Here is a 23,011-nt window from a genome sequence, read left to right as displayed (position 1 = left end):
AAAGGGCTTTTTTTATATGGTGCATTTTAAAACTTGTTCTGGATGTCGTTAAAAGTACCTTTCACTTCCGTATTTCCGGAACGCCTTACGCGGCCGAAGATATTTACGACAGAGCTGTCGCCTATAAACTCCATAGTGGCGCCATCATTTAATATGAGGTCGCCATAAATGGTTAGGTTGCCCTCCACTCTAAAGGTAGCTCCCGAATTTACGGTGATGTTTTTTCTTTTGTTGTTTCTCCCAATAACAAAGGTGCCATTCATTTCGAACAAGCCATTGCTATTGATGTTACTGTTGTTGTTCGCTGTCCAGGAACCACAAAGCAATAAAGACCCGTTTACATTCAATCGATTGAAGCGTTTTGAGCCTCTATATCCCAGGGTTTCCCCTCCATTGACATTTAAATTGGCACTTCCTTGGTATGAAGGAAGCTCGGCACATCGGGCCGCCAAACTTTCGCTGGGTCTATTTAATTTAAGAATCTGTAAGCCTTCAAGCCCTGAAGCGGCAAAAATATAATCCCCCTTGGATTCAACATAGTTAATAGATCCTTCCAAGGCAATAATACCAAAAGTCTCAATGCGGCCGGATTCATCTTCGGATAAGCACAACCCATTGGATCCATTGGCCATTAATAGGATGTCGTCATTTACTGCGACGGCATTGGTAACATTGTCGGATGCCATACCAGTCTTACTATTTTGGTTCCCTGAGGTATTATTAAGAAGTGGTACATGTTGCAACAGGGTTCCCGTGCCGGCATCGTATACCCCTGCTCCCTTCTCTCCTTCCGCAACAACCATTTTTTCGGAATAAAAATCCAGAGTTCTTTTGGCGGCTTCCGGAAAATCCGACCCAACGGGGATTTCCCTAACGGTCTCGAGGTCTTCATCCAAAAACACGATTCCCTGATTCCCGTCCAAAACAGCGACATTATCATCGCTGACCGAAACCGAACGTAAGTCCGCAAATGGTGCTTCATCCTGAATTTCCAAAGTGTTGCTATTATACTTTGTCACCGATCCCTCGGAACCACTACTTACCAGTACCGAATTACCCTTTATGGCCACATCATTGGCGACCTTTCCTTGTTGGAAACCGTAGATAATGCTACCGATGTCGAACCGAGCACCCGAAACCGATATCTTTGCCACGAAAGAATTGGAGGTAGCCCTTACTGAAGTCTCCGCATCCACACCGCCAACAACATAGACATAACCATCCGCATAGGCCAAGGAATTGACATCGGCATTTCTATAGGTAAGCCTGGATCGAAGTCTTGGTCTGTTCGGATCCCTTACATCTACAATGTCTATGGCTCCAAGGTAGGTATCATCCGCTGTATTGTAGCTGACATAGGCATAATTGCCATGAACATCAACGTGGGTGGCCCCCAAGGTAGAAGATGGTGATTTTATACGGGCTATCAAGGTCAAGGGATGATCCCCGGCCAGTTCTTCGTTAGAGCTTTTGGAGGATTTACCGGCAAGCTCTTCCTCTTCAAAGATATCCAGTACCCCAGCTTCATCAAGGGCTATACTCCCCTCTAATTCAGTTTCGTTGTTTTCCACAACGATGTCATCTTGAAGTTTGTCTTGATAAACGGTAGTTTCATCCGTACAGGAAATATTCAACCCCAACGCACAAGCGATCAGGGTAAAAGAAACTCTTTTCATTATAAGTAGGTTTAATCAGTTAAATTTGGTTATCAACCTAACGACAAAACCCCTGGAAGTGTATATTTTACTATGCATTTTCGATGAACTACAACCTAGGCAATTTCTCTAGACCCGTTGCCGAAACACTACGGTTTCTGTAAGAATTCAGGTCAGATTTTTCCTGTTTTTTCCATGATGAACAAGATAACAATTGGAATGGCCAGAAGAATAACCATAAGTGTCTCTGTAAGAAAAAGCTCGGGCATAAAGACCAATGTAGTCAAATATCCGCCTATGGCCCCACCGAAATGGGCGGTATGGCCAATGTTGCCCAATCTACTCTTCATACCGTAGATAGAATATAACAAATATCCTATTCCGAGAACATAGGCAGGAATAGGGATGGGGATGAACATGAGAAGAAGATCCATGTCCGGCTGCAATAGAATTGCGGCATAGAGTATGCCCGTAACGGCACCACTGGCCCCTACCGCACTGTAATACGGTTCATTTTTATGAAAAAAAAGGGCCAACAAGCTTCCTGCTACCAGGCTTATAAAATAGATACCTATAAACTTCCCTGGGCCAAACCAACTGATGACCACATTGGCAAAGAAATATAGGGTGAACATGTTAAAAAACAAATGGGCAATATCCACATGCAAAAATCCCGAGGTAAGCATGCGTTCCTTTTGTCCCGCCTGTATCTGGGCTATTCCAAATTTATAACGGTCAAAAAAGGAGGCGTCATTAAATCCCTTGAAGGAAACCAGAAGGTTGGCGGCGATTATGGCTATGGTAGCAAAATGAATATCGTACATGCGGGCTTTGCTTATTTTGGGGCCAAATATAGCTATATTTGCCCATTATATAGACGCATGCAGCTACTCGTTTTTGTATTGGCCTATCCGTTTTTGTGGTTTATTTCCATTTTACCTTTTAGGTTGTTCTATGCATTTTCGGATTTCTCTTTTTTTCTGATATATAGGGTCATAGGATACCGGAAAAAGGTGGTACGGGACAATCTGAGATTGGCATTCCCGGAAAAATCCGATAAGGAAATCAAAAAAATTGAAAAGGATTTCTATCGGCACATGTGCGATCTCTTTTTGGAAATGGTAAAGACCATGCAGCTTTCCAAGGACGAGGTAAAAAAACGATATCACATTATCAATATTGAAGAGCTTAAGAAAATTGAAAAAACGAAGAGTATTCTCCTGGCTTGCTCTCATTACGCCAATTGGGAATGGAACACGAGCATTAACAATTATATCGATTCCAAATGTTATGCCGTATACCAGAAGATTGGCAATAGGTATTTTGATAGTTTGGTAAAAAGGATACGGGCCAAATGGAACACCACTTTACTGACCCAAAAGGAAACCATGGCTACTGTAGTTCGGAACCACAAGAACAACATACGCGCTGTCTATGGAATGGTCAATGATCAATCGCCGCAAGCACATTTGGCGCAATATTGGACCGAATTCATGGGCATAAAAGCACCCATTTTTACGGGCGTAGAAAGTCTGGCCCGTAAATTGGACCTGGCCGTAGTTTTTTTGAAAGTCTCCAAAGTAAAACGAGGGTACTACGAAGCCGAATTTATACCAATAACCATTTCCGGTAAGTCCACTGAAAAAAATGAAATCACAGACCGTTTTTTAAGGTTAACGGAACAGCAAATCCGTGAAAGACCGGAACATTACCTATGGACACATCGCAGATGGAAACATCGGGACAAGGTTCCCGAAAAGTTTTTGTAGGGGCATACCGCCTCAGTGAATCGCATTTGATTTTCTTTTACTAATTTGACCCATCTTAATACTTAATCGGTTGCTGATGGAACTATTGCAAATCCTGTATGAAGAACTGCTTGGCTTTTTGGGCATTACCCAAGTATTGGAAATATTTAAAACGGGTGATTATAGCGTACTAAGTACCTATGAGGGCATAACTGCCTTTATTCTGCCCATTATACCCCTACTGGTTATCCTGGAGCTTATCCTGGCACTCGTTTACAAAAAGCCCCAGACCAAGGTGTACAAAGTGAATTTCCTCATTTACATATTTAATCGCTTCATAGGTCGTTTTATTGCCATTGCCATGGTCGCCTTGTGCATCGGCTGGTTTCAACCCTATGCCCCTTTTCAAACGAAACCCACTTGGTACTGGTTTATATACGGTTATATTGTTTGGGAATTTGCGCATTTTCTTTACCATTATTGGGGCCATAAGGTGAGGCTTTTCTGGTGTTTGCATTCTACGCATCACGCCCCCGAAGAAATGAACCTTACGGTTACTTATGCCCACTTTTTCCTGGAAGGCCCCTATGCGGATATCATTAGGACAACGGTATGCATATTGGCCGGAGTGGAACCGACCCTATTATTTACAATTATGTTTATCGATGGCACTTATGGGGCCTTTATCCATGTTGGTGAAAATTTGATCAAGGATGCGAGGTTCGGCTTTTTGGGAAAATTTATCCTTACACCTTCGCATCACAGGGTACATCATGCTAGGAACCCTCTTTATATGGATACCAATTTCTGTAACCTGCTCAATATATGGGATCGTGTATTCGGGACATATCAGGAAGAACAGGATGCCGTGAAGATAGAATATGGCATAACCCGAAAAATGGATTCCGGAAGCTTCCTTGATGTTTATTTTGGGGAAATTGTCGCTATGGTCAAAGATGTGGCCAATGCCCCTGGATTGATGAACAAATTGAAATACATCATAATGCCTCCGGGTTGGCATCACAGTGGGGAACATCGAACGGCAAAAATTGTCCGGGGAAATTATCTGGACAAGCAAAAGGCTTAAATCCCTGCGACCGCTTTAATTTCAGAAATTATCCTCTCCGCCAATATATCGGCCTCGGATTGACTTTTGGCCTCGGTATAGATTCGAATAATAGGCTCCGTATTGGATTTTCTAAGGTGTACCCAATTTTCGGGAAAATCTATTTTCACCCCGTCAATAGTACTCACCTCCTCATCTTGATACTTTTTCTCCATGGCCTCCAAAATGCCATCAACATCTAGATCCGGGGTCAGTTCAATTTTCTTTTTGCTCATGAAGTAAGCCGGATAACCCGCCCTTAGTTCGGTAACCGTACCGCCTTTCTCGGCCATCAACATTAAGAAAAGTGCCGTACCGACCAAAGAATCCCGGCCATAATGGCTTTCCGGATAAATAATCCCGCCATTGCCTTCCCCTCCGATAATGGCCTCATTTTCCTTCATTTTAATGACCACGTTTACCTCCCCAACGGCTGCGGCTTCGTACGTACCTCCATGCTTTTGGGTAATGTCCCGTAAGGCCCGGGAGGAAGAAAGATTGGAGACTGTATTCCCTTTGGTCTTGCCCAAAACATAATCGGCACAGGCCACCAAGGTATACTCCTCCCCGAACATTTCCCCATCATTGCTGATAAAGGCCAATCGATCTACATCCGGATCCACCACAATACCAAAATCGGCTTTCTCCTCGACCACCAATTGGCAAATATCGGTCAGGTGTTCCTTCAAAGGTTCCGGATTATGTGGAAAATGTCCGGTAGGGTCACAATACAGTTTAATGACCTCTACACCAAGTGCCTCCAAAAGTTTTGGAATGGCTATCCCACCTGTGGAATTCACGCCATCCACCACTACTTTAAATTTGGCGTGGCGTATGGTTTCTGCATCCACAAGGGGTAAATTCAATACTTCATCTATGTGGATATCAATGTAGGCATCGTTTTTGGTTACCGTCCCCAAATGACCCACTTCGGCAAAATCAAAATCCTCCCTTTCCGCAATTTCCAAAATCTTTTGGCCCTGTTCGGCATCCAAAAATTCACCCTTTTCATTCAGCAATTTCAAGGCATTCCACTGCTTGGGATTGTGGCTGGCCGTTAGAATAATCCCGCCATCGGCTTTTTCCAGGGGAACGGCAATTTCTACGGTGGGGGTTGTGGAGAGTCCAAGGTCTATGACATCGATTCCGAGACCAATAAGGGTTGAAACTACTAAGTTCTGGATCATTTCCCCAGAAAGTCGGGCATCTCTACCAATGACCACTTTTAGTTGTTCCTTTTGGGAGTACTCCTTGAGCCACATACCGTAGGCACCAGCAAATTTAACGGCATCTATCGGCGTTAAGTTATCTCCTGGTCGGCCTCCAATGGTACCACGTATGCCGGAAATCGATTTTATTAGTGTCATAGGTGTGAAAAAGTTTTTGCAAATATATTCATCTGATATAAAACCGGTGTTCCTTCTTTGTAAATTCGTTATTATGAATTTTTTGGCACATATTTATCTTTCCTTTGGGGATGATGATGTTACCATAGGAAATTTTATTGCCGATAGTATTCGGGGCAACAAATTCCAGCATTTGCCGGACTCCATCCAAAAAGGAATTTTATTGCATAGGGAAATCGATACCTATACGGATGCCCACCCCATTCCGAAAAAAAGCAGCAAACGTTTGCATAAGAACTATGGTCATTATAGTATGGTAATCGTGGATATTTTTTATGATCATTTTTTGGCAAAGAACTGGAAGCGGTATTCGGACATTCCGTTAGAGGTATTCGCCGATCGATTTTATGACCTTTTGGAAGTAAACTATGTGTTGTTGCCTGAAGGCATAAAACGAATGATGCCCTATATGATCGCGGACAACTGGCTGGTAAATTATGCCAAAATGAAGGGCATCGGGCGTGTCTTGAACGGCATGAACCGAAGGACCCAAAACAAATCCAAAATGAATTTTGCCATTTTGGATCTTGAAAAACACTATACGCTCTTTGAGGAAGAATTTATGGCATTTTTTGAGGAGTTGATTATTTTTTCAAAACAAAAGTACATCTCCCTATGCGAAAAATAATACTGTTCCTCCCCTTATTATTCCTATGCTTTCACTGTAAAAAAAGTTCCCCGACACCCACTGGAACGGTAGCCCAAAAGGCCATGGTCGTTTCGGCAAGGGAAGAAGCCTCTAAAATCGGGGTCGATATTTTAAAGCAGGGAGGTAACGCTTTTGACGCCATGGTGGCAACAGAATTGGCGTTGGCAGTCGCTTACCCCTATGCCGGTAATTTGGGTGGCGGTGGATTTATGGTCTACCGCAAGGCCAATGGAAATGTCGGTGCATTGGATTATCGAGAAAAAGCGCCTTTGTCCGCCCATAAGGACATGTATCTGGATTCCATGGGGAACGTAATTCCAAATATGAGTACCAGGGGAGCAACGGGGGTAGGTGTTCCGGGAACCATTGCCGGCATTTTTGAAGTCCACAAAAAATTTGGTACGCTGCCCATGGAACAAATTATGGCCCCGGTCATCGAATTGGTGGACAAGGGCGTTGTGGTTACGGAAAAACAAGCGGCCCGGCTAGATCATTATTGGGAGGCGATTTTGGAGGTCAATGGGGACAGCACCTTGTTCTATACACAATGTATGGCCGGGGATACTTTACGATATCCGGCCCTGGCCAATACCTTGAGACGAATATCCAAAAACGGTCGTGATGAGTTTTATAAGGGAGAGACCGCCAAGATTCTCGCTGATTTTATACAGAAAAAAGGCGGTTATATTACCGAGGAGGATCTGGCAAAGTATGAGGTGAAATGGAGGCAACCCATTATTTTTAAGTATAAGGACCTGCGCATCATTTCCATGAGTCCGCCCAGTAGCGGAGGGGTCACCATTAATCAGATATTTAAGATGATCGAACCCTTTGATATTTCCGGCTATGGTCATAATTCATCAGAGGCCATACAATTATTTACCGAAGCCTCCCGCAGGGCCTATGCCGATCGGAATTACTATTTGGGCGACCCGGATTTTGTGGATATCCCGCTGGATGTTCTTCTGAGCCGCAGTTATCTCAAGCAACGAATGGCCAACTTTTCCTTTGAACAGGCGACCCCTTCTTCAGAAATACGGCAGGGTTCCATCGAAATCTTGGAAAGTGCCGAAACCACGCATTATTCCATTGTTGATCAGCAAGGTAATGCGGTTTCCGTTACCACTACCCTCAACGGTGCCTACGGTTCAAAACTCTATTGCGATGAATTGGGTTTTTTCCTGAACAATGAAATGGACGATTTCAGTGCCAAACCCGGGGTTCCCAATATGTTCGGACTTATTGGTGCCGAAGCCAACAGCATCGCCCCGGAAAAAAGAATGTTAAGTAGTATGACCCCTACTATTGTGGAAAAGGAGGGGAAGCTCTGGATGGTGGTAGGCACTCCGGGTGGTTCAACTATAATAACCGCTGTGGCCCAAACCATTTTGAATGTTCATGAATTTGGCTTGAGCATGCAAGAGGCCGTAAATGCACCCCGCTTCCACCACCAGTGGTTACCGGATCATATTATTTTTGAGCCTGAAGGCTTCCCGTCGGAATTAAAATCGACTTTGGAAGCCAAGGGATATCCTATAAACGAGAAACGTACCCCTGTTATAGGCAAGGTAGATGCCATTCGGGTCTTGCCCGATGGCCGTTTGGAAGGTGGTGCCGACCCTAGGGGCGACGACAGCGCAGTAGGTTTTTAAACCCCTAAAGTTCGTTTAGTCTAAATTCGTTCAAGATAACGCGCCATTCCTCGCTCTCCATAATTTCCAAAATACGCTGGGAAATGACCTGTTCCAAATCGGTCCGCTTTTTAGCGATACCAAAGGCATAAAATTGCATATCAAATTTAATAGGTAGAATACTGATATGGGCCATTGATGAATCCTTGGCAATGCGGTACTTCAGAATGGGCTCATCATACATAAATGCATCAATAGCATTATTTTTTAAAGCCGAAAGTCCTTCGGTAACCGAGTTGTATTCCGTTAAATCCCTAAAGAATCGGGATTTTAGAAATTCACTGGTCCCCGTATTTTTTATGGAGCCAACGGAACGTTCCTTAAACTCATTAAAACTATCCGGATCGTTAGTCAAATGGTTTACGGTAAGACCGGAAGCAATACTTGCCGTAAGTCCCGAAATGAACAAAAGTCCCCCGAACATCAATATCAAGGCAACGGTCTTCCCCATTTTGGTCCTCGGGGCCTTGTCTCCGTAACCTACCGTGGTAAGTGTAACGGCGGACCACTATAGTCCATCCCAGATACCATGGAGGCCAGAGCGAAAATGATCCGGATTTTCCCTGCGTTCAAAGTACCAGCCGGCCAGGCCGAACAAAAAGATGATCAAAAGTAAAATCCCAAGACCTTTTAAAAAATTAAGGTTGAAAAAAGCACGTACAAAATCTAGGAGCTTGTCAAAAGAAGATGTCTCTGCCACCGCAACAGTGGAATTGGATGCGTAGAAGGAATGGGTAAACTCCATTTTCTTGCTCCGTTCACTGGTAATGGTAAGCGGATTTATACTTATGTCAATACCTCCGGTTTCCAAGGAATCCAACATATTGGAAAAGTCCATAGGCAAAAGCTCGAATTCCAGTCCCAAATCCTTGGCCACCCGTTTCCATAACCAAATATTGATACCCCGTAAAACCGTATCCTCTTGAACAACAAAAGGCGGAGCCGTCGCATACCCTACTTTCAGTACTTCCGAATCTGAAAATGAATTATCATCTGTGGATTGCCCCCTTACCGCTATTGAGAACAGCACAAAAAAGAGAAAAGACCACTGTAGTCTCATGGAATTGCCTGTATTTCTAAAATTCAAAAATACAAATTTCGAAAACCTAGCCGTTTTCCTGGCCATGGCCTAGTTCTTAAGAATATGATGATTCATTGCTAAATATATACAATCAAAGTTTAAGTAAATTTTTTCTTAATTTTTTGTAAGAATTTATTTGCTAAAAACAAATCATTGAACTATTTTTATTCAACAGTAATTATTTCCTTCCAAACCATTGAATCGCACGAAGCTGGCTCTTTGATTATGAAGATATTCATTCGCGAAGAATAGACACAAGCCCTGAGTGTCTTTAAATGTTCAGGGAGGAATTGAATCTTTAAATTTTAATCATGAAAAAGTCCATTTTAAATCTTGGCAGAGTTTTGACTAAAACGGAACAAAAGACGATTAGCGGAGGTTCCGATCCTTGTCACAATTTAGGGAAACCCTGTAGTGGCCATTGGGAATGTGGTTCCCAGAGCTGTCCCTTGCTATGTATGAGTTTTCCTGCCGATGGCTACATATGTGTGCCTGCATAAACAAACAAACAGGGACTTATTCAAGTCTCTGTTTACTTTTCCTTTTGTCCGGGCGATAGAATTTAGGTGCTCCTTCTCTTCAATTCTTGGTAAGCCGTAATTGATCTTTCAATTCCTCCATGGACTCCTGTAGTTGTTTAAGGAGGCCTTTTTCCGTAGTGGCATCCACCCCAAAAGTAATCTTGCTACTTACCTGCCAAAGCTCCTGAATCTGAAAAGGCTTGATTTCATAGGGGGGATAAGACTCGTTCAGGGATACCAGTGTGATATGGTTTCGGTTGGGCAATCGTTCTATCTTTTTTACCAAGACCGCATCTTCCAGTACCACCACATAGATTTTATTAGGGCTTACATGGTCTATGTCCTCCACGGATTTCGCCAGCACCCATTCGCCGGGCTTCAAGTTGGGCAACATACTATCCCCCTCTACCTGAAAACCACGATAGGTGGCATTGCGAAACTCGGGAATTGGCAGGTCAAACGCCGGTAATTGCCGGTACCAACTCGTATCCTGAATGTTCTGCGGGTAGCCTGCAGCGGCCTTGGCATTGACCAAAACCATGTTCTCCTTGTCCGAAGAATCCACAGTTACTACCTTAGGGATAACACTGGTATTGGAGGTCTCCAAGTACTGTTGCTCGCTCTCCCCGAACAGCCATAAGGGGTTTATCTTAAATTGTCGTAAAAGTTCCGTTACCACCTTGCCCGAAAGTTTGGTACGCCCCCGCTCAATATCGGCGGTCGTATTGGAAACACCGAGCAGTTTCGCGAATTCGGCCTGGGTATATCCCAGCTCCCTCCGTAAATCAGTAAAGCGTTTTAATGTGATTTCGTTTTCCATTTCAGTTTAATTTGCATCACCTCGGACATTTTAAAAACAGGTATTGAGTCCATTTGAGCTCACAATGCCCTCACAACAATTTTTCTTTCATAGATACTTCAAATATACACAATTTGGAATAATTCCAAAATTCTATTGGGAATATTTCCATTATTAGGAATATTTCCATAATTTTGGAATAATTACAACATCCATATGACCTTTGACCGTATAAAAGAAAAGCTTAACATTTTGGCGGATGCCGCCAAATATGACGTTTCCTGTTCCAGTAGCGGCAGTAATCGCACCAATACCCATAAAGGTCTGGGCAACGCTGCACCCATGGGAATTTGCCATAGTTACACGGAAGATGGGCGTTGTATTTCCCTGCTAAAAATCCTCTTGACCAACCATTGCATTTTTGACTGCGCTTATTGCGTAACCCGCAAAAGCAACGATATAAAAAGGGCCGCCTTTAAGATTCAGGAAGTGGTTGATCTCACTATAAATTTTTATAGACGAAATTATATAGAAGGGCTTTTTTTAAGTTCCGGTATCTTTAAAAATCCCGATTACACCATGGAGCGGTTGGTGGCCGTGGCAAAAAAGCTCCGGTTGGAGAAGAATTACAACGGATATATACATCTTAAATCCATTCCCGGGGCAAGTGATGAATTAATGTACGAGGCCGGACTATATGCCGATCGACTTTCCGTAAATATTGAAGTACCGACCATTTCCGGGCTCAAATTGTTGGCGCCGGACAAAAAACATGAGGATTTCACCAAACCCATGCGAAAGGTGCAGTATGAAATTGTCCGGTACAAGGCCGAAAAGCGGATTATTAAAAGTACACCCAAATTTGCCCCTGCCGGCCAAAGTACCCAAATGATCATTGGGGCCACGGGAGAATCCGACAAGGATATCATGTACTCCGCCCATCATTATTATACCCAATACCAAATGAAACGGGTCTATTATTCCGGCTATGTACCGGTTGCCGAGGATAGCCGTTTACCAGCCTTGGGATCGCAAGTGCCTATGCTAAGGGAAAACCGACTCTATCAGACGGACTGGCTTTTGCGATTTTATGGATTTGGAGTACAGGAAATCCTGAACAACGAGCATCCGAATCTGGATATGGATGTTGACCCAAAATTAGGTTGGGCCTTACGTAACCTTCATCTGTTCCCGATTGATATCAATAAGGCGGACAAGGATATGTTGGCCCGAATTCCAGGGGTCGGCATGCTTTCCGTAGGTAAGATTATAAGCGCGCGACGTTTCCGAAAATTGAACTGGGAACATCTTAAAAAGATCGGCATTGCCCTTAACCGGGCCAAATACTTCATTATCTGTGATTCCAACCAATGGGAAAACCATGAACTGGAACCACAAAGGATAAAGGGGATGATCCTAAAAAATTCCGTGGGGAAGTTTAGAAAAAATTACAGTTCGCAACTACAACTATTCAATTAAAATGGACGACACCAGAATTTTAATTTACGATGGAAGTTTTAACGGTTTTTTGACCGCCGTATTCAAGGCTTTTGAGGAAAGGATAAATGTTGCAGATATCCAGCGTAATGGACAGGCGCAGAATGCCCTTTTTTCGGATACAGAGATCATTTTCACCCAAATGGACAAGGCAAAACGGGTCTGGAACGGTATCCAGAACAAAAGCAACACGGCCATTAAGAACATATATTTTGCTTTTTTGAGTGAATACAAGGGGATTGAGCTTCTACTCTACCGATATATTCAAAAACTGTTTGCATCCCAGGTTTCGTTGCATTCGGATTATTCGGATGCTATTATTTTAAAGATTAGTCAATTGGCCAAAAATGTCGGACGCGAAAAGCATCGTATGGAAGCCTTCGTACGATTTCAGTTGACCAAGGATGCCATCTACTTTGCCAATATTGAACCCGATTTTAATGTACTACCATTGATTTCCAAACATTTCCGTTCCCGATATGCGGACCAGCATTGGCTTATTTATGACATAAAACGAAAATATGGGCTTTACTACAATCTGCAGACTGTTGAAATTGTTTCTTTGGACTTAAACGAGGTATATGCCAATAGTATCCATAAAAGTGACCGGTTTCTGGGCGAGGAATACAGTTACCAGGATTTGTGGGCCAATTATTTCAGGAGTACGCATATCAAATCCCGTATCAACAAAAAATTGCATACCCAACATATCCCGAAACGCTATTGGAAATACTTGAGCGAAAAGAAACAGGCGGTTTAGCCAAAATGGGTTTGGACCGTGCACGGAATACATTATATTTTCATAAAAAGTTTAGACGTTATGGCGTACAAACAATTGAAGCTATGGTTCGATAAGGACTTGGCCCTATTGCTGGCCGATAAGCTCATTGCAAATGGAGTTGCATTCGACAAAAACACTTTCGTCCGAAAAGTAGATCAAGGCACCAAGAATTTGGAGCTAAAGGATCGGGTTGAATTGATAGCCGATCTGTTACAACAACATTTGGCCACGGACTACCGCTCTGGCGTGAAGGAGTTGGTTGATATTCTTGGGCCCGAAAACGAAAAGGAAACAGGGATGTTCAAAGCATATTATTGGGTAATGCCCATTGCCAAGTATGTGGAAAAGTACGGACTGCAACATTTTGACACATCCATGGATGTCATACGGGAAATTACCAAGAGAAATACGGGAGAATACGCCATACGTCCTTATTTGGAAGCCTTTCCCGAGCGGACATTAAAAGTTATGGAGGTTTGGTCCAAGGATAAGAACAAACATGTTCGCCGCTTAAGTTGTGAAGGTGCCCGACCTCGATTACCCTGGGCCGCAAAACTTGATATTTTTATTGAGGACCCCACGCCAATACTACCCATTTTGGAAAACCTGAAGGATGACCCCAGCAAATATGTGCAGAAATCCGTAGCCAATTGCATCAATGACATTTTGAAGGATCATCCGGAAATTGGGGAAAACCTTATTGATAGTTGGCTACCCTGTCCGGCAAAGGAGCGCAAATGGATCATAAAACATGCTCTGAGAAATTTATTGAAACACAAAGATCCATGGGCATCCGGAGTTTTGAAACGGATGTGAAATGGAACCGATTCCAATCCTAATTTAAAGGTGGAATAGTAGGCTTATGGACAATCTGGGGATTACCTGTTTTGCATGTATTCCATTGATGTATCCATTTAGAAATTCTAACGTTTTATCAGGTCGGTCGTTAACAAAGATTGGGATAAACCCTACTTCCTTTTTAGGTGTCAAATTCCTACCTTTGCAACTTTGCTTTGAAAAATGATAAACTACGAGGAGAATATTGAGGTAAAGGGCGCCCGGGTCCATAACCTCAAAAACATTGATGTAACCATTCCAAGGGAAAAACTCGTAGTTATTACCGGCCTTTCCGGAAGCGGCAAGTCCTCACTTGCGTTCGACACCATTTATGCAGAGGGACAACGGCGCTATATCGAAACCTTTTCGGCCTATGCACGTCAGTTCCTCGGAGGTTTGGAACGACCCGATGTAGACAAAATTGATGGGCTCTCCCCGGTAATTGCCATTGAACAAAAAACAACTTCCAAGTCGCCCCGATCTACAGTGGGTACCATTACCGAAGTCTATGATTTTTTACGGCTGCTCTTTGCCAGGGCCGCAGATGCCTATAGTTATGTCACTGGGGAAAAGATGGTTAGCTATAGTGATGAACAGATTAAAGGGCTCATTAAAACCGATTATGTCGATAAAAAGATAAATGTACTGGCGCCAATTATAAAATCGAGAAAAGGGCACTACCGGGAGCTTTTTGAACAGATAGGCAAGCAAGGCTTCGTAAAGGTTCGTGTTGATGGGGAAATCAAGGATATTGTAAAGGGTATGAAAGTAGACCGTTACAAGACCCATGACATTGAAATTGTTATAGATAGGCTTAAGGTCACGGACTCCGAGGACACGGACAAGCGATTAACCGAAACCATTAACACAGCTATGTACAGTGGCAATGATGTTTTGATGGTACTTGAGGAAGGCCAGGCCGATCCGCGCTATTTTAGCCGTGACCTCATGTGCCCAACTTCGGGCATCTCCTACCCCACTCCAGAACCTAATACTTTTTCATTTAACTCACCAAAGGGCATGTGCCCCCATTGTAGTGGGTTGGGACATGTATATGAGGTAAATGAAAATAAGATTTTCCCGAACCGGAAAATATCGATCAAGGCCGGGGGAATTGCCCCGCTCGGCGAATATAAAAAGTCCTGGGCCTTTAAACAGATAGAAACCATTGCCCAACGCTATAATTTTGAACTTACCGATCCCATTGAAAAGATTCCGGAGGAAGCCATGGATGTATTGTTGAATGGTGGAAAAGAAAGTTTTGAACTGGATTCCAAAACATTAGGGGTTAGACGTACGTACACCATTGATTATGAGGGAATCGCCAATTTCATCAAACATCAATTCAATGAATCGGGATCCACTTCTATCCGAAGATGGGCCAAGGAATATATGGATAAAATCATCTGTCCTACCTGTCATGGATCCAGATTGCGAACCGAATCCCTGAATTTTAAGATCAGTGATAAGAATATAGCCGAACTTGCCCAAATGGACATCGCCGAGTTGGCTGATTTTTTTAACGGTCTTAATCAAAAACTTGATGGGAACCAACAGATAATCGCAGAGGAAATCATAAAGGAAATCCGTACTCGTATCCGATTTCTGTTGGACGTAGGTCTCGACTATCTTTCCCTGAACAGAGGTTCAAAATCACTTTCCGGAGGAGAGGCACAACGTATTCGCCTTGCCACACAGATAGGATCCCAACTTGTAGGGGTACTTTACATATTAGACGAACCCAGCATCGGATTGCACCAAAGGGACAATAATAGATTGATACGTTCTTTGGAGGCCCTTCGGGATATTGGGAATTCGGTAATCGTTGTGGAGCATGATAGGGACATGATCGAACGGGCGGATCATGTTATAGATATCGGCCCCAAGGCCGGAAGACACGGCGGTGAAATCATATCCGAAGGAAGCCCCCAGGATTTAAAGGACCATCATACGTTGACTGCGGATTATATTACCGGGGACAAGCAGATTCCCGTACCAAAGAAGCGAAGGAAAGGCAATGGAAAGAACATTGTACTATCTGGCTGCACGGGAAATAATCTCAAGAATGTGACGGTGCAATTCCCATTGGGCAAAATGATCGGGGTCACCGGAGTTTCGGGAAGTGGCAAGTCTACTTTGATCAATGAGACCCTCTACCCTATTATGAACGCCCATTATTTCAATGGTGTAAAAAAACCGATGCCCTATAAAAAAATTACGGGACTACAACACATAGATAAGGTCATCGACATCAATCAATCACCAATTGGCAGGACACCCCGTTCCAATCCAGCTACCTATACAGGGGTCTTTAGTGAAATACGCTCCTTATTTACCAAGACTCCGGAAGCGGCGATCAGGGGATATAAGCCGGGGCGTTTTAGTTTTAATGTAAAGGGAGGAAGATGCGAAACTTGTCAAGGTGGCGGTTTAAGGGTGATTGAAATGAATTTTCTACCCGACGTTTATGTTGAATGCGAAACCTGCAATGGAAAACGTTTCAATAGGGAAACCCTGGAAATACGTTATAAAGGGAAATCAATTGCCGATGTATTGGAAATGACGGTGGACGATGCTGTGGATTTTTTTGAAAATATACCGAAGATATACCGTAAGCTAAAGACCATCAAGGATGTAGGTTTGGGATATATCTCTTTAGGCCAACAGTCCACAACGCTGTCCGGAGGTGAAGCACAACGGATAAAATTGGCAACAGAGCTTTCAAAACGGGATACGGGCAATACTTTTTATATCTTGGACGAACCTACTACGGGGCTCCATTTTGAAGATATCCGTGTGTTGATGGAAGTTTTGGAACGTTTAGTAGACAAAGGAAACACCGTATTGATCATTGAGCACAACATGGACGTAATTAAAATGATGGATCACATCATAGATATTGGTTATGAGGGTGGTCGTGGAGGAGGAATGGTGGTGGCCAAAGGAACGCCGGAAGAGATTATCAAGAACCAAAAGAGTTATACGGCAGAGTTTTTGAGGTTGGAAATCGGACAACAAAACGAAAAGGCAAAAATGGCCCTGGCCCGGGACAAGTAACTTATTGGCCAGTAAAAAATCGGTTGGTATCAAAATGACTGGACTACTATGAGAAAAGAACAGCACCATAAAGGATGGAACGAGATAAAGACCAATGACTCTTGGGCCATATTCAAGATTATGGGCGAATTTGTCACCGGGTTTGAAAAAATGAGCGCCATAGGCCCCTGTGTCTCCATATTTGGCTCGGCACGGACGAAAGCAGATGGAAAGTACTATCAATTGGCCGTGGATATTGCCAAAAGTATTTCCGAGGCAGGTTACGGAATTATTACGGGCGGTGGTCCCGGTATAATGGAGGCTGGAAATAGAGGGGCACACTTGGCGGGAGGTACTTCGGTAGGACTCAATATAGATCTTCCTTTTGAACAACATGACAATCCGTATATAGATGATGACAAAAGCTTGGATTTTGATTACTTCTTTGTAAGAAAGGTAATGTTCGTGAAATATTCCCAGGGATTTGTGGTCATGCCCGGAGGGTTTGGAACATTGGACGAACTTTTTGAGGCCATCACTTTGATTCAGACCCACAAAATCGCAGGATTTCCCATTATATTGGTGGGATCTGATTTTTGGGAAGGCCTTTTGGAATGGATTAAGAGTACCATGTTGGGGTTAGGTAATATCAGTGCAACGGATTTGGATTTAATACGAATCGCGGACACCAAGGAAGAAGTAGTAGAAATCATAGATGCCTTCTATAAAGGGAATACCCTAAGCCCGAATTTTTAAGCATAGCCTTTTTGGAACAAGCAAGATACTTACCCCACCCGATTGTCCTAGTAATTTTTTTACTGGGCATGGTAGTATCCCGTGCCCAGCATATCAATAACCTTACTGCCGATTTGGACGAGGATACCAATGAAATACGTATTCAACAGGAATTTGAATATAAAAACACCTCGGATGATACTTTGAACAACTTATACTTCAATGACTGGGCACACGCCTATTCCAACAAAAAAACCGGTCTGGCCAAGCGATTCGCGGAGGATTTCAGAAAAAGCCTCCACCTAGCCAAAGACCACGAAAGGGGTTTTACCGAAATTCAGAGTGCCGTTGACGAGGAATATAGAGGCCTGTTTTGGGAAAGGGTAACGGGACAGGATGTTCTTAAAATTAGGCTTAATGAACCGCTAAAGCCTGGGAATTCGGCCAAAATCTTCATTACGTATACGGTAAAATTACCTTCCAAAAAGTTTACCCCTTATGGGTATGACCCAAAAAGTGGATACTATTTAAAGGACTGGTACTTGACCCCAGCGGTCTATGACGGCAAATGGCATTTATATTCCAACAAAAATCTGGAGGACCTCTATACGGATGTGACCAATACCAATCTAAAAATAACATACCCGGACAGTCTCTTCATGGTTTCGAATTTCAGGGTATTGGGTCAAACCAAATTCCCGAATGGCAATGTGGCCCAATTAGAAGGCACTAACCGAAAAAGCTGTGAAATTATTCTGACGCCTAATAACGGGTTTACCACACACGTAACACGTAACATGACCGTTATTACGGATCTCAGGGCCGGAAAATACGATGAGATATCCCAGGGAGTCTCTATTTACAAGGTGACCGATTTTATCCAGGAGAACTTGGGGAAGTTTCCCCATTCCCACTTATTGGTCAGTGAAATTGACTATCAGAAGAACCCCATGTATGGTATTAATCAGCTTCCCTCTTTTATACGACCCTACGAGGACCAATTTCAATTTGAAATAAAATTTCTTAAAACAGCCCTTATCAATGCTTTGGAAGAGACTCTTTTTTTGGATCCAAGAAAGGACCAATGGATATTGGATGCCATTGCCAACTATCTGATGATCGCCTATGTGGAAGAGCACTATCCCGACCAGAAATTATTGGGGAAACTATCCAAAATTTGGGGCTTTAGGAGCTATGAATTGGCCAAAATGGGCTTTAACGAGCAATATCCCTTTTTATACATGTTCAGGGCCCGTAAAAATCAGGATCAGCCCTTGACCACCCCTAACGATTCACTTATTAAATGGAACCAAAAAATAGGAAATAAGTATAAGGCCGGTCAGGGGCTTTCCTACTTGGCCAGCTATATTGGAAAGGAAAAGGTAGACGAAAGTATCAAGACCTTCTACAAATATTATAACCTGAAAAAGGTAAAGCCACTAGATTTCGAATCGATATTGAAACGGGCATCAAATCGCAACATTGACTGGTTTTTTAACGATTATGTCTCCACGGACCGGCTTATTGATTTTAAAATAAAAAAAGTGGAAAAAGCCGAGGATTCCCTACACGTTACCTTAAAAAATAAAAAGGGAACCAATGTCCCTATTTCACTTTTTGGGCTTCATAAGGACTCCGTGGTATCCAAGTATTGGTTTTCCGGTATTACAGGGCAAAAGACCTTTACCATTCCAAATAAGAACGAGGAACGTTTGGTATTGAACTACGATCAAAAGATTCCGGAGTTTAATCAAAGGGACAATTGGAAATCCTTGAAAGGTTTTTTCTCGAGCAATAAAAAATTCAAGTTTACTTTTTTTAAGGATGCGGAAAACCCGTATTACAATCAGATATTCTACGTCCCTATCTTAAACTTCAATATTTATGACGGTTGGTCACCCGGACTTCGCTTGTATAACAAAACCCTTTTGGAACGCCCTTTTGTATATGATTTTCATCCCTCCTATTCATTTCGGGAAAATACCCTTGTAGGTTTCGGAAGTCTCGGCTATAGAAAGTACCTGAAAAAAAGCGGACTCTATTTGTCCAATTACCGTATTGGTGCTTCCACATTCCATTTTCAGACTAATAGTAGATATACCTCAATTACACCCTCTATGACCTTTGGATGGCGCCCTGCCGATCTTATATCCAACAAACGACAGTTTTTAACCTTTAGGTACGTGAATATTTTTCGGGATTTTGATGAGAGTCTTGTCGACCTGAGCAATGATCCCGATACTCCGGATTATAGCGTTTTTAATGCCCGGTTTTCCCATATAAACAACGGAATTATAGATTTTGATTCCTGGTCCGCGGATTTCCAGCACTCCAGTGACTTTACAAAATTGGTCCTTGAGTTTGAATATCGGAAACTCTTCGAAAACAATACACAGTTTAATGTACGCTTTTTTGCAGGAAAGTTTCTAAGGAACAGGATAGAACCGGGGAATAGATTTTTCGACTTTGCCCTGGACAGACCTACAGACTACCTTTTTGACTACAATTATCTAGGTCGTTCCGAAGATAGTGGCATTTATAGTCAACAAATCATCATCGCCGAAGGCGGATTCAAGTCTTTTCTGGATGAGCGATATAGGTTTGCGAATGATTGGCTTACCACCGTAAATACCAGTGTAAATCTCTGGCGATGGATCGAGGCCTATGGGGATTTGGGATTTGTGAAAAATAGAGGGGAAAGGCAAAAATTTGTCTATGACTCTGGAATTCGCTTAAATCTGGTTACCGACTTTTTTGAACTCTATTTCCCAGTGTATTCCAATAATGGATGGGAGATAGCACAGCCTAATTATGAAGAACGGATTCGGTTTATTATTACTATAGATCCCCGGACGCTTACCGGCCTATTTACCAGAAAATGGTTCTAAAATTCTGAAATATTCTTAGAAAATGACCTTTTTGGAGTAAAAAAACTATATAAAATCAAAAAAAGGCGGTTCTTTTTGTCAATATAGAAATAATTTAACTTTTATAGAGTTGTAAAAATCTATCCTATTGGATATTTTTGCAAAAACTTTAGTTGCCCATGGACCTATCCCCGAAAACCAGTACCGATATTTCATTCGAAGATTTTAGGGCACAGATCCTACACGATTATGAGATAGCGGTTTTGAGTAGGGAATGTAGTCTAATGGGTCGCAAAGAGGTACTTACCGGGAAGGCAAAATTTGGGATTTTCAGTGATGGGAAGGAACTTCCACAACTGGCAATGGCGAGATCCTTCAAAAATGGGGATTTTAGAAGTGGCTATTATAGAGATCAAACGTTTATGATGGCCTTAGGCCTGCTAACGCCCAAGCAATTGTTCCATGGCCTTTACGCCACTACCGATATTGAAAAGGAACCCATGAGTGCGGGCAGGCAAATGGTAGGTCACTATATGACCAATAGTATCAATGAAGATGGTAGCTGGAGAAACTTGACCCGGCAAAAAAATAGCAGTGCCGATATTTCGTGTACTGCGGGACAGATGCCCAGGTTATTGGGTCTGGCGCAGGCTTCCAAAATGTATAGGCATCTGGAGAACCTGGACTCGGGGAAGTTTTCAAATAACGGTTATGAGGTAGCTTGGGGAACCATAGGCAATGCCAGTACCAGCGAAGGAATGTTTTTGGAAACCGTAAATGCCGGTGGCGTACTTCAAGTGCCCATGGTTATCAGTATCTGGGACGATGATTATGGCATATCCGTACCGGCCAAGTATCATGCCACCAAAGAGGATATTTCAAAAATGCTCAGTGGATTCCAAAGGGACGAGGAACAAAAAGGGTATGAGCTCATTAAAGTAAAGGGTTGGGATTATACGGCCCTGATGCATGCTTATGAAAATGCCTCGGACATTGCCCGGGAGGAACATGTACCCGTCATCATCCATGTTGTGGAACTGACCCAGCCCCAAGGACACTCTACCTCAGGTTCCCATGAGCGGTACAAGAGCGAAAAGCGGCTGGAATGGGAAAAGGAAAACGATTGTAACAAACGTTTTAGGGAATGGGTGTTGGAAGCCGGCATCGCTGAGGATTCCGAGCTTGCGGAACTGGAAAAATCAATTAAAAAAAGGGTCAGAATTGCAAAAAAGGAGGCCTGGGCGGAGTATTTGGAACCGCACAGGCAAATGAAAAAGACCTTGATCCAACTATTGGAAAATGGTGCGCAAAAAAGCCCGAACAAAAACTTTATCAACAAAATAAAGAACGATTTAATAGCCGTTGAAGAACCGATCAAAAAAGATCTTGCCCTTAACTCAAGAAAGGCCTTACGCTATATGTTGGGTGAAAACACCCCCGAAAAAAAGGCCTTGGCTTCCTGGGTAAATCGTTTTTTGGAAGAAACCCAACCCAAATATAGCTCACTGTTATATAGCGAACTGCCTACCAGGGCCACTAAAATTCCGGAGGTACGTCCTCAATACGATACCAATCCCGAAACCGTGGATGGACGGGTGGTTCTTCGGGACAATTTTGACAAGTTGTTCGAAAAATATCCCGAAGCTCTAGTATTTGGGGAGGATAGTGGTAAGATAGGAGACGTAAACCAGGGGTTGGAAGGGCTTCAAAAAAAATACGGGGAATTACGGGTAGCCGATACCGGTATTCGAGAAACAACCATTATAGGACAAGGTATAGGAATGGCCTTAAGAGGCCTAAGGCCAATCGCCGAAATCCAATACCTGGATTATATCTTTTATACTTTGGCCACGCTTACGGATGATTTGGCCAGTTTATTGTACCGGACATATGGAAAGCAAAAAGCTCCCCTTATCGTGAGAACAAGAGGCCATCGGTTAGAGGGTATTTGGCATTCAGGTTCACCCATGGGAGGCTTGATCCACGTCTTACGAGGCATGTATATTCTCGCACCGCGAAACATGACCCAAGCGGCCGGATTTTATAATACTTTAATGAAAAGCGATGAACCCGCCCTGATCATAGAAAGTCTTAACGGATACCGATTAAAAGAGCCCATGCCCAATAATCTGGGGGATTTTTGCACCCCGATCGGAAAAATCGAGACCTTAAGAAAAGGCAATGACATTACCATTCTTTCGTATGGATCTACCTTGCGCATTGTTGAACAGGCGGCACGGGAGCTTTCTGAAGTAGGTATCGATGCGGAAGTTATCGATGCACAGACCTTATTGCCCTTTGATGTCAACGGGGATACGGTAAAAAGTATACAAAAGACCAATAGGTTATTGGTAGTGGACGAAGATGTTCCTGGAGGTTGTTCGGCCTATTTGGTTCAAGAAATTATTGAACGGCAAGGGGCCTATGATTATTTGGACAGTGCTCCCCAAACCCTCACGGCAAAGGCACATAGACCTGCTTATGGAACCGACGGGGATTATTTTTCCAAACCCAATGCGGAGGATATCTTCGAAAAGGTATATGAAATCATCCATGAAGCTGATCCGGCCAACTATCCAAAATTGCGTTAGCCTAGCTATCTA

Annotated in this window: 16 protein-coding genes and 1 pseudogene; 11 read left to right on the top strand and 6 right to left on the bottom strand. The window is 43.1% G+C overall.

From position 1 onward, the window contains the following. Window positions 1–26: 26 nt before the first annotated feature. Both ACO06Y_RS16280 and ACO06Y_RS16275 read right to left on the bottom strand, forming a co-directional pair. Window positions 27–1,676, bottom strand: a complete 1,650-nt coding sequence (locus ACO06Y_RS16280; protein ID WP_422080059.1) for a hypothetical protein — start codon at window positions 1,674–1,676, stop codon at window positions 27–29. Window positions 1,677–1,828: 152 nt separating this feature from the next. Continuing rightward, entirely contained in the window at window positions 1,829–2,479 is a 651-nt protein-coding gene (locus ACO06Y_RS16275) for a rhomboid family intramembrane serine protease (RefSeq protein WP_422080058.1), read from the bottom strand. Window positions 2,480–2,536: 57 nt separating this feature from the next. Between ACO06Y_RS16275 and ACO06Y_RS16270 the strand changes: the two genes are divergently transcribed. Then, window positions 2,537–3,424, top strand: a complete 888-nt coding sequence (locus ACO06Y_RS16270; RefSeq protein WP_422080057.1) for a lysophospholipid acyltransferase family protein — start codon at window positions 2,537–2,539, stop codon at window positions 3,422–3,424. Between the two features lie 76 nt (window positions 3,425–3,500). Continuing rightward, window positions 3,501–4,490: a sterol desaturase family protein gene (locus ACO06Y_RS16265; protein ID WP_422080056.1), complete on the top strand. Its 990-nt coding sequence runs from the start codon at window positions 3,501–3,503 to the stop codon at window positions 4,488–4,490. Here ACO06Y_RS16265 and glmM read toward each other — a convergent pair. Then, on the bottom strand, window positions 4,487–5,875 hold the full coding sequence (gene glmM / locus ACO06Y_RS16260; protein WP_422080055.1) for a phosphoglucosamine mutase: 1,389 nt from the start codon (window positions 5,873–5,875) through the stop codon (window positions 4,487–4,489). The genes ACO06Y_RS16265 and glmM overlap by 4 nt on opposite strands. Window positions 5,876–5,948: 73 nt before the next feature. Between glmM and ACO06Y_RS16255 the strand changes: the two genes are divergently transcribed. Further along, on the top strand, window positions 5,949–6,542 hold the full coding sequence (locus tag ACO06Y_RS16255; protein WP_422080054.1) for an ACP phosphodiesterase: 594 nt from the start codon (window positions 5,949–5,951) through the stop codon (window positions 6,540–6,542). After that, the gene (gene ggt / locus ACO06Y_RS16250) at window positions 6,530–8,215 is read left to right on the top strand and encodes a gamma-glutamyltransferase (RefSeq protein ID WP_422080053.1); all 1,686 of its coding nucleotides are present in this window, start codon (window positions 6,530–6,532) and stop codon (window positions 8,213–8,215) included. The genes ACO06Y_RS16255 and ggt overlap by 13 nt, the downstream gene beginning before the upstream one ends. Window positions 8,216–8,219: 4 nt before the next feature. Here the strand turns inward: ggt and ACO06Y_RS16245 are convergent. The 3 genes and pseudogenes from ACO06Y_RS16245 to ACO06Y_RS16235 all read right to left on the bottom strand — a co-directional run. After that, window positions 8,220–8,750 (bottom strand): annotated as a pseudogene (locus tag ACO06Y_RS16245) (ion channel); the annotation flags it as partial. 12 nt (window positions 8,751–8,762) lie between these two features. Next, window positions 8,763–9,314, bottom strand: a complete 552-nt coding sequence (locus ACO06Y_RS16240) for a transporter substrate-binding domain-containing protein (RefSeq protein WP_422080052.1) — start codon at window positions 9,312–9,314, stop codon at window positions 8,763–8,765. A gap of 600 nt (window positions 9,315–9,914) precedes the next feature. Beyond that, entirely contained in the window at window positions 9,915–10,676 is a 762-nt protein-coding gene (locus tag ACO06Y_RS16235; RefSeq protein WP_422080051.1) for an XRE family transcriptional regulator, read from the bottom strand. 195 nt (window positions 10,677–10,871) lie between these two features. Between ACO06Y_RS16235 and ACO06Y_RS16230 the strand changes: the two genes are divergently transcribed. From ACO06Y_RS16230 to ACO06Y_RS16200, 7 genes are all read left to right on the top strand, one after another. Beyond that, a complete protein-coding gene (locus tag ACO06Y_RS16230; RefSeq protein WP_422080050.1) occupies window positions 10,872–12,134 on the top strand; it encodes a putative DNA modification/repair radical SAM protein in 1,263 nt (420 codons plus the stop codon). A 1-nt stretch (window position 12,135) separates the two neighbouring features. Continuing rightward, complete coding sequence (locus tag ACO06Y_RS16225; RefSeq protein ID WP_422080049.1) at window positions 12,136–12,912, top strand: TIGR03915 family putative DNA repair protein; 777 nt, start codon at window positions 12,136–12,138, stop codon at window positions 12,910–12,912. A 60-nt stretch (window positions 12,913–12,972) separates the two neighbouring features. Beyond that, a complete protein-coding gene (locus tag ACO06Y_RS16220) occupies window positions 12,973–13,749 on the top strand; it encodes a DNA alkylation repair protein (protein ID WP_422080048.1) in 777 nt (258 codons plus the stop codon). A 204-nt stretch (window positions 13,750–13,953) separates the two neighbouring features. After that, a complete protein-coding gene (gene uvrA / locus ACO06Y_RS16215) occupies window positions 13,954–16,827 on the top strand; it encodes an excinuclease ABC subunit UvrA (protein ID WP_422080047.1) in 2,874 nt (957 codons plus the stop codon). A 48-nt stretch (window positions 16,828–16,875) separates the two neighbouring features. Further along, entirely contained in the window at window positions 16,876–17,562 is a 687-nt protein-coding gene (locus ACO06Y_RS16210) for a TIGR00730 family Rossman fold protein (protein ID WP_422080046.1), read from the top strand. 68 nt (window positions 17,563–17,630) lie between these two features. Continuing rightward, window positions 17,631–20,429 (top strand): metalloprotease, encoded by a 2,799-nt coding sequence (locus ACO06Y_RS16205; protein ID WP_422084190.1) that lies wholly within the window; start codon window positions 17,631–17,633, stop codon window positions 20,427–20,429. Window positions 20,430–20,587: 158 nt separating this feature from the next. After that, window positions 20,588–22,999 (top strand): alpha-ketoacid dehydrogenase subunit alpha/beta, encoded by a 2,412-nt coding sequence (locus ACO06Y_RS16200; RefSeq protein WP_422080045.1) that lies wholly within the window; start codon window positions 20,588–20,590, stop codon window positions 22,997–22,999. The last annotated feature ends 12 nt before the right edge of the window (window positions 23,000–23,011 follow it).

Origin of the sequence: Ulvibacterium sp. (genome assembly GCF_965228935.1) — a bacterium.
Lineage (GTDB): Bacteria > Bacteroidota > Bacteroidia > Flavobacteriales > Flavobacteriaceae > Ulvibacterium.
This window is presented reverse-complemented; position numbering and strand designations above follow the sequence as displayed.

What these genes read in the sequence shown, in the direction of transcription:
- ACO06Y_RS16280 (WP_422080059.1), bottom strand. Translation starts at nt 1,676, where the DNA reads ATGAAAAGAGTTTCTTTTACCCTGATCGCTTGTGCGTTGGGGTTGAAT.
- ACO06Y_RS16275 (WP_422080058.1), bottom strand. Translation starts at nt 2,479, where the DNA reads ATGTACGATATTCATTTTGCTACCATAGCCATAATCGCCGCCAACCTT.
- ACO06Y_RS16270 (WP_422080057.1), top strand. Translation starts at nt 2,537, where the DNA reads ATGCAGCTACTCGTTTTTGTATTGGCCTATCCGTTTTTGTGGTTTATT.
- ACO06Y_RS16265 (WP_422080056.1), top strand. Translation starts at nt 3,501, where the DNA reads ATGGAACTATTGCAAATCCTGTATGAAGAACTGCTTGGCTTTTTGGGC.
- glmM (WP_422080055.1), bottom strand. Translation starts at nt 5,875, where the DNA reads ATGACACTAATAAAATCGATTTCCGGCATACGTGGTACCATTGGAGGC.
- ACO06Y_RS16255 (WP_422080054.1), top strand. Translation starts at nt 5,949, where the DNA reads ATGAATTTTTTGGCACATATTTATCTTTCCTTTGGGGATGATGATGTT.
- ggt (WP_422080053.1), top strand. Translation starts at nt 6,530, where the DNA reads ATGCGAAAAATAATACTGTTCCTCCCCTTATTATTCCTATGCTTTCAC.
- ACO06Y_RS16240 (WP_422080052.1), bottom strand. Translation starts at nt 9,314, where the DNA reads ATGAGACTACAGTGGTCTTTTCTCTTTTTTGTGCTGTTCTCAATAGCG.
- ACO06Y_RS16235 (WP_422080051.1), bottom strand. Translation starts at nt 10,676, where the DNA reads ATGGAAAACGAAATCACATTAAAACGCTTTACTGATTTACGGAGGGAG.
- ACO06Y_RS16230 (WP_422080050.1), top strand. Translation starts at nt 10,872, where the DNA reads ATGACCTTTGACCGTATAAAAGAAAAGCTTAACATTTTGGCGGATGCC.
- ACO06Y_RS16225 (WP_422080049.1), top strand. Translation starts at nt 12,136, where the DNA reads ATGGACGACACCAGAATTTTAATTTACGATGGAAGTTTTAACGGTTTT.
- ACO06Y_RS16220 (WP_422080048.1), top strand. Translation starts at nt 12,973, where the DNA reads ATGGCGTACAAACAATTGAAGCTATGGTTCGATAAGGACTTGGCCCTA.
- uvrA (WP_422080047.1), top strand. Translation starts at nt 13,954, where the DNA reads ATGATAAACTACGAGGAGAATATTGAGGTAAAGGGCGCCCGGGTCCAT.
- ACO06Y_RS16210 (WP_422080046.1), top strand. Translation starts at nt 16,876, where the DNA reads ATGAGAAAAGAACAGCACCATAAAGGATGGAACGAGATAAAGACCAAT.
- ACO06Y_RS16205 (WP_422084190.1), top strand. Translation starts at nt 17,631, where the DNA reads ATGGTAGTATCCCGTGCCCAGCATATCAATAACCTTACTGCCGATTTG.
- ACO06Y_RS16200 (WP_422080045.1), top strand. Translation starts at nt 20,588, where the DNA reads ATGGACCTATCCCCGAAAACCAGTACCGATATTTCATTCGAAGATTTT.